This is a genomic window from Candidatus Infernicultor aquiphilus (assembly GCF_002784285.1).
GTDB lineage: Bacteria > Atribacterota > Phoenicimicrobiia > Phoenicimicrobiales > Phoenicimicrobiaceae > Infernicultor > Infernicultor aquiphilus.
The window spans coordinates 1-7670 of record NZ_PFKO01000105.1 but is presented as its reverse complement, the minus strand read 5'-3'; the positions used below and the strand labels follow the sequence as shown (position 1 = coordinate 7670).

General features: G+C 34.2%; 6 protein-coding genes. 4 read left to right on the top strand and 2 right to left on the bottom strand.

Annotated features, from left to right (window positions below; all coding sequences use genetic code 11):
- On the top strand, nt 1–564 hold a 564-nt coding region (locus COZ07_RS02955; RefSeq protein WP_406607100.1), incomplete at its 5' end, for an NAD(P)-dependent oxidoreductase.
- A gap of 154 nt (nt 565–718) precedes the next feature.
- Here COZ07_RS02955 and hflC read toward each other — a convergent pair.
- Together hflC and hflK are read right to left on the bottom strand one after the other, a co-directional pair.
- Nucleotides 719–1570 (bottom strand): protease modulator HflC, encoded by an 852-nt coding sequence (gene hflC, locus COZ07_RS02950; protein ID WP_406607099.1) that lies wholly within the window; start codon nt 1568–1570, stop codon nt 719–721.
- Nucleotides 1570–2589 carry a protease modulator HflK gene (gene hflK / locus COZ07_RS02945; protein WP_406607098.1) on the bottom strand — a complete coding sequence of 340 codons (1020 nt, stop codon included), beginning with the start codon at nt 2587–2589 and terminating at the stop codon, nt 1570–1572. The genes hflC and hflK overlap by 1 nt, the downstream gene beginning before the upstream one ends.
- Before the next feature lie 790 nt (nt 2590–3379).
- Here hflK and fba point away from each other — a divergent pair.
- From fba to dnaE, 3 genes are all read left to right on the top strand, one after another.
- Nucleotides 3380–4246, top strand: coding sequence for a class II fructose-1,6-bisphosphate aldolase (gene fba, locus COZ07_RS02940; protein WP_406607097.1), 867 nt, complete (start codon nt 3380–3382; stop codon nt 4244–4246).
- Nucleotides 4247–4251: 5 nt separating this feature from the next.
- On the top strand, nt 4252–5283 hold the full coding sequence (locus tag COZ07_RS02935; RefSeq protein ID WP_406607096.1) for a 6-phosphofructokinase: 1032 nt from the start codon (nt 4252–4254) through the stop codon (nt 5281–5283).
- A gap of 376 nt (nt 5284–5659) precedes the next feature.
- Nucleotides 5660–7670 (top strand): DNA polymerase III subunit alpha (dnaE, locus tag COZ07_RS02930; protein ID WP_406607095.1); only part of this gene is annotated, 2011 nt, incomplete at its 3' end.

Here is a 7670-nt window from a genome sequence, read left to right as displayed (position 1 = left end):
TTAGGGATAATAGGTTTAGGTTCGATTGGTTGGGAGATTGCCAAAATAGGGTATGCCTTAGGTATGAAGATATTTGCCTTAAAAAGAGAAATAAAAGAAAAGGATTTAGAAAAGAAGAAAATATTGGAATTTCTGGGAGCGAATAAAGATTTAGAAAAAGTGATTAAAGAATCAGATTTTATTGTTATAGCTGTTCCCCTTACAGAGAAAACTAAGGGGTTGATTGGAAAAAAAGAATTAAAGTTAATGCAGGGAAAATATCTGGTTAATATTTCTCGCGGAGCAGTAATAGATGAAGAAGCTTTGTTTAAATCTTTAGAAGAACATTATCTTTCTGGGGCAGCTATAGATACCTGGTATCAGTATCCCACCAATGAACAAAAAGAAATATTACCTAGCCAGTATAATTTTCATAAATTAGAGAACGTAGTGATGAGCCCTCATACAGCAGGATATTCCGATAGAGCTTTAGAGGAAAATATAAAATCTGTTTTTGATAATATAGTGAGGATTTACTATGGGGAAGAACCTGAAAATCAGATAGCTCCCGAATTAGAATACTAATAATATATAAAACTTTTTGGCGTAATCTATAGTTTTTAATGTAAGGGGCGGATTTATCCGCCCCTTATTGTTTTTATAATTTTTTTTGGGCGTATGCAATACGCCCCTACTTCTTTCCTAACTATTCACTATTCACTAACGACTATTCACTATTTTAGGGTCTATTTAAATATTTCAAAAATTCAGAATCAGTAGAAAGTAAGACAGTAGTTTTTTCTTTAAAAGTTTTTCTATAAGCTTCTAAAGTTCTATAAAATTTATAGAATTCCGGATCTTGATTGAAACTTTCGGCATAGATTTTAACAGACTCTGCCTCTCCTTCACCCTTTAAAATCTGGGCAGATTTGTAAGCTTCTGCTAAAATAACTGTTTTCTCTCTTTCAGTTTCGGCAATAATTTTCGCTGATTCTTCCTCTCCTTCAGCTCGGTACTGTTTAGCTATTCGCTCTCTTTCTGCTTTCATTCTATCAAAAATATATTTTTCATTTTCGGGAGGCAAATCTACCCTTTTAATCCTTACATCTACAATTTGTATTCCATAGGTATTGGCTTTTTCATTACTTATTTCGGTGACTCTTTTCATAATACCTTCTCTTTTTTCCGAAACTATTTCGCTCATATTATATAATCCTAAATCAACTCTCAATTCGGAATAAATGATATCATCTAATCTAACCTGGGCGCCATTTAAATCTCGAACTGTTTGTAAAAATTTTAAAGGATCGATAATTTTCCAACGGGCATAATTATCCACAATTAGAGTCTTTTTATCTTTAGTAATGATTTCGGTCGGGGCAGCATCGTACGCTAATAGTCGATCTTCAAAAAATACTACATTTTGAATGAAGGGAACTTTCCAGTTTAAACCAGACTCTTTAATCTCTCTGATTGGTTTACCAAATTGTAATACAATGGCTTGTTTAGTTTCGTCGACAATAAACAAACTTAAATTAGCTAAGAATAAGATTACTACAATAAGTATTATTAATAGCGTTCCTTTTTTCATTACTTGGTCACCTCCTGGGAAGGAGCAGTTAGGATACTTGAATCACCTAAAGGCAATAAATTTATTAAAGATTGATTTTCCTTTAAATCGACTATTACTTTATTCATGTTCGGTAAAATTTCTTCCATAGTTTCCAGATAGAGACGAGCTTGAGTTATATATTCACCTTTTTTATATTCGGTTAAAATATTATTGAATTTTGCAACATCACCCTCCGCTTTTTTTATTCTTTCGATTTTATAACCTTCTGCTTCTTTAGTCATTTGTACTGCTTCTCCGCGAGCTTTGGGGATTAGATCGTTTTCATATCCTTGAGCTTGATTTATATACTTACTCTTGTCTTCTTTTGCGCTGGCTACATCTTTAAAGGCTTCTTGTACTTCTTTAGGAGGGTTAACATCTTGTAATTGAACGGCCACTACGAAGATTCCTGATTGATACGAATCTAAAAGATCTTGCAGTAGTTTTTTGGTTTGTTCTTGGATCTCATATTTTCCTACCGTAAGCGCATCATCAATTTTTCTTCCTCCAATTACCTGTCTTAAGCTTGCCTCAGCAGCATTTCTGACTGTCTCTTCCGGTAAAATAATATTAAAGAGATAGCTAACCGGGTCCTTTATTTTGTATTGCACAATCGCATCTGCGCTGACAATATTTTCATCACCGGTAAGCATTAGGGCTTCATCTGGTATTTCCTGGTAGCGGGTAGATTGATTAGTTACAATAGAACGAAACCCTATTTCGATTCTTTTTACCTGAGTGACGGCTGGAGTAACTACTGTTTCCAGGGGATAGGGTAAGTGATAGTTAAGCCCCGGACTTTCGATGCGGACAAATTTACCAAATCTTCTAATCACTCCTTGCTCATCAGGGGCGACCACAAAAATACCACTGGAAAGATAAGCCACGATCACTATCGCCAAGATAAAAAATAATAATGTTTTATTGAATTTTATTTTTGGTATTTTTTTAGCAAGATTAATGATTTTTTCTTTGTCTTCATCATAATATTCTGGCATATTTATTCCTCCTTTTTATTTAAATAATTGAAAAAATCTTTTTTTAGATTTCTGTATAAAAACTATACCATTAATTTTGATTATTCTCAAATAAATTATTAAATTCGTAGCGAGTATATAGTGAAGAAAGGAAGAGATAGAATTCAGGAAACAGAAAACAGAAGTCAGAAGCCAGAATTCGTATCCCGTATCTCATGATATAATATGTAGGGGCAGACCTTGTGTCTGCCCGTAATGAATAATGTGTTGTAGGGGTTTGATTTATCAAACCCGCAAAATATCGGGTCGGATAAATCCGACTCCTACAGCTACAGCTTATTAATTGATTAACTAATTTAATCGGTGAATTGGGGAATTGGTCAATTGATTAATTAATTTATCGGTAAATTGCTTAATTGTTTTTTGATTTTGTTTTTTGATTGGCCGATTGGGTGATAGGTAGATTGGCAGATTGTTTTTGATTATTTTATCTTAATTGGTTAATTGGAGAATTGGTGAATCGGTTAATTGGTTAATTGGAGAATTAATAAATTCCCTTGAAAAGAAAAATTAAACAGTCTATAATAAATAAAATTTCATCTAATTGGTTGTCCCCCAAAAAGTAAACAAACCTGTCCTCGACCTGATGGAGGAATGGTAAGGTAGGGGTCGGATTTATCCGACCCGGTATTTCGGGCTCGATGAATCGAGCCCCTACAAGATAATTATAACCAAATTAATAACGATAAATGAATTTTTGTAATAGGTAATTAAAAAATATAGATTAAAAAAATGAAGGGAGAGATCAGATATGTCTTTAGTAACTACCAAAGAAATGTTGAAAAAAGCTCAAAAAGAAAGGTATGGAGTGGGTGCGTTTAATGCTAATAATATGGAGATTATTCAGGCTATAATTGAAACTGCTGAAGAAGAAAAAGCGCCAGCAATATTGCAGGCTTCACAAGGGGCTATAGAATATGCTGGATTGGATAATATTGTAGCTATGGTCAAAGTTATGGCTGAAAAGGTTAGTGTGCCGATAGCTTTACATTTAGATCATGGAACAGATTATTACCAAAATATAAAATGTTTAAGAGCAGGGTTTACCTCTTTGATGTTTGATGGTTCAAAATTACCATTCGAAGAAAATGTAAAGATAACTAAAAAAGTTGTAGAGATGGCTCATGCCTGTGATATACCAGTAGAAGCAGAATTAGGCCAGATAGGGAAAATGGGCGATAGTGATGAACCAGGAGTTGCTCTGGAAAAGGTAAAGGAGACTATGGCAGATCCTTATGAAGCAGCAAAATTTGTGGAGTTAACTAAAATTGATTTTTTAGCTGCTGCAGTGGGGACAATCCATGGCTGTCGTACACCTTTTGCAAAATTAGATATTCCTCGAATAGAGAAGATAAGAGAATTAACCGATGTTCCTTTAGTCTTGCATGGTGCATCTGGAGTTAATGATGAAGAGGTTAGAAAAGGTATTTCTGCAGGAATATGTAAGATTAATATTGACACTCGCATTCGGATGATTTTTACTAAAAAAATTAGAGAGATAATAAAAATGAATCCTCAAGAGATAGATCCTAGAAAATTATTAGGACCAGCAAGAGAAGTGGCTAAAGAAATTATTCGTGAAAGAATGAGAGTCTTTGGATGCAGCGGAAAGGCTTGATAGATATGATTAAAAGAATAGGTATTTTAACCGGGGGAGGAGATTGCCCCGGATTAAACCCAGCTATCCGGGGAGCGGTATATCGAGCTCTGGATTATAATTATGAGGTTTATGGGATTGAAGAGGGATGGGGAGGATTAATAAAAGGTGATATAAATCTTTTATCTTTAAGTGAGGTAAGGGAAATAGTGGATAGAGGAGGAACTATCTTAGGAACTTCAAGATTAAATCCTTATAAGATAGAGCAGGGAGTGGAAAAAGTACTTGAATCCATAGAAAAATTTAAGTTAGATGCGCTAGTAGCTATTGGCGGAGAAGATACTTTAGGGGTAGCTAATAAACTGTATAAAGAAAAAAAAATTAAATTAGTAGGTGCTCCCAAAACCATGGATAATGATCTTAGCGGTACTGATTATACTTTTGGATTTAATAGTTCAGTTACTAAAGCAATGGAGGCAATGCAAAGCCTACAAGATACCGGTCGCTCTCATCGAAGGATAATGGTTTTAGAAGTAATGGGTAGACACGCTGGTTGGGTAGCTTTATTTACTGGTCTTGCTTCTGGTACAGATTGGACTCTTATTCCGGAAGAAAAAATTGACCTGGAAAAGATGTGTCAGCATTTAAAGGAAGTTTATAGAAAAAATAAACATGCTTCTATAGTGATATCGGAAGGAGTAATACTTCCTGGTGTAGATACCGGAAAGGAAGAGTTAGATCAGTTTGGGCATATGATTTTACGTAAAAGAGGAGTGGGTAATCTCCTGGCCGATTTAATTAAAGAAAAAACCGGAATAGAAACGCGCCATGCGGTAATTGGTCATATCCAAAGAGGCGGTTCGCCAACCTTATTTGATCGTATTTTAGGTCTTAGGTGTGGAGTAACTGCAGTAGATTTAATTGCTCAAGGAAAATTTGGATATATGGCTGCCCTTAAAGGCAATAAAGTTATAGGAATACCTTTGGAAGAAGCGGTGAGTAAACTTAAAACGGTAGATAAAAAATGGTGGGAATTAGCTCAAGTATTTTTTAAATAAAAAACTGTATCGAGTATCGAGTATTACGTATCGCGAAAAATTAAATACTTACCTGTCATTCCCACACCCACTTTCGTGAGTGTAAACTGCAGTGGGAATCCAGAGGTATAGGAGGTATAGGATAAGAAAAAAAGATAGATTCCCGTTTTCACGGGAATGACATAAAAAGATTCTTGATAATAAGAAAATAAATTTCTATAATAATAACATATTTTTAGAAAAATGACAGAAAGATTATTGAAGGTATGACACATTTTGTTCCTACACATTGCACATTACTCATTACATATTATTATGATCTATACGCTCTACGCTAAAAATTCTACCCACTTTATGTTATATACAAAATACAAACTTGGGAGGTTGTTGTCTCAACATGTGGCACGCAAATTTTGTTCACCTACACGTTCACAGTGAATATAGCTTATTAGATGGAGCTTGCCGAATAACTGAATTAGTAGCACAAGCCAAAAAGCATAAAATGCCTGCCTTAGCTATAACTGATCATGGAGTAATGTATGGAGTAATACAATTTTATAAAGAAGCTATAAAGCAAGGGATAAAACCTATCATCGGTTGTGAAATGTACCTTGCTCCACGAAGTAGATTTGATAAATCTTCTAAAAACAAAGAAACACCGTTTCATTTAATCTTATTAGTTAAGAATAATGAAGGTTATAGGAATTTAATAAAATTAGTTACTTTATCTTACTTAGAAGGTTTTTATTATAAGCCGAGAATTGACCAAGAAATACTAAAAGAATATAGTAGTGGATTAATTGCTCTTTCCGCTTGTTTAAAGGGTGAAATTCCTCAATGCATCTTACAAAAAGATATAAAAAAAGCAAAAGAAGTAGCACTTAATTTTATAAAAATTTTCGGTGAAGATAATTTTTATTTAGAATTACAAAAAAATGGTATTCCTGAACAAGAAGTTGTAAATGAAAACCTCGTTAAAATAAGTCAAGAACTTTCTATTCCGGTGGTAGCGAGTAATGATATTCATTATATAAAGAAGGAAGATGCTCGAGCACATGAGATTTTACTTTGTATTCAAACAGCCACCAATTTAGACGACCCTAAACGTTTAAAATTTGCCACTGATGAGTTTTATTTTAATTCCCCTGAAGAGATGAATGAAAAATTCTCTGCAATTCCTCAAGCCATCCAAAATTCAGTACATATTGCTGAAAAATGTAATTTAGAAATTAATTTTAGGCAAGCTAAATTACCAGAATTTAAAGTCCCTGCTGACTATAATACTAATAGTTACTTGAAAGAACTTTGTTATAAAGGACTTAAAGAAAGATTCCCTGAAGTTACCAATGAGTTACAAGAAAGATTAGAATATGAGCTTTCGGTTATTAAAAAAATGGAGTTTGATCCTTATTTTTTAATTGTATGGGATTTTGTAAGGTATGCTAAGGAGAAAGGAATAATGGTTGGGCCTGGACGAGGTTCTTCCCCGGGGAGTTTAGTTGCTTATTGTCTAAAGATTACCAATATTAACCCTCTAGTATATGGATTATTATTTGAAAGATTTTTAAATCCGGAAAGGATTAGTATGCCCGATTTTGATATTGATTTTTGTTATGAACGAAGAGAAGAAGTAATTGAATATGTTTCCAAAAAATATGGAAAGGATAAAGTAGCTCAGATCATTACTTTTGGGACTATGGCCGCCCGGGCTGCGGTCAGAGATGTGGGAAGGGCTTTAGGCATTCCGTATGCACGAGTAGATACTGTCGCTAAGATGATTCCCTGGGAGCCTAACATAACCATTGAAAAAGCTCTAAAAATGGAAAGTAGAATCCAAGAATTATTGAAAAATGATGAAGAGGTAAAGAAGTTGATCGAGACTGCTTCTTCTTTAGAAGGTTTAGCCCGACATGCTTCCACTCATGCTGCTGGAATAGTTCTTTCGCGGGAACCACTAACTAATTATGTTCCTTTACAAAAGAATGCGGAAGGGGAAATATCTACCCAATATGCTATGGCTGAACTGGAAGAATTGGGATTATTAAAGATGGATTTTTTAGGTCTTCGTACTTTGACCGTGATAAGTAAATCTTTAGAAATAATAAAACATACCCGGGGAGAGGAGGTCGATATAAATAACCTTACTTTAGATGATCAAAAAGTATATAAAATGCTTTCTAAAGGAAACTGTGTTGGTATCTTCCAATTAGAAAGTGAAGGAATGAGGGATTTAGTTAAAAGGTTAAAACCCGAAAGTATAGAAGATATTACTGCCTTGTTAGCGTTATACAGACCAGGACCATTAGGGAGTGGTATGATCGAAGATTTCATTAATAGAAAAAAGGGAATGGTAGAAATAAAATATCTTCATCCTCGATTAGAATCTATACTAAAGGAAACTTATGGAG

What these genes read in the sequence shown, in the direction of transcription:
- hflC (WP_406607099.1), bottom strand. Translation starts at nt 1,570, where the DNA reads ATGAAAAAAGGAACGCTATTAATAATACTTATTGTAGTAATCTTATTC.
- hflK (WP_406607098.1), bottom strand. Translation starts at nt 2,589, where the DNA reads ATGCCAGAATATTATGATGAAGACAAAGAAAAAATCATTAATCTTGCT.
- fba (WP_406607097.1), top strand. Translation starts at nt 3,380, where the DNA reads ATGTCTTTAGTAACTACCAAAGAAATGTTGAAAAAAGCTCAAAAAGAA.
- COZ07_RS02935 (WP_406607096.1), top strand. Translation starts at nt 4,252, where the DNA reads ATGATTAAAAGAATAGGTATTTTAACCGGGGGAGGAGATTGCCCCGGA.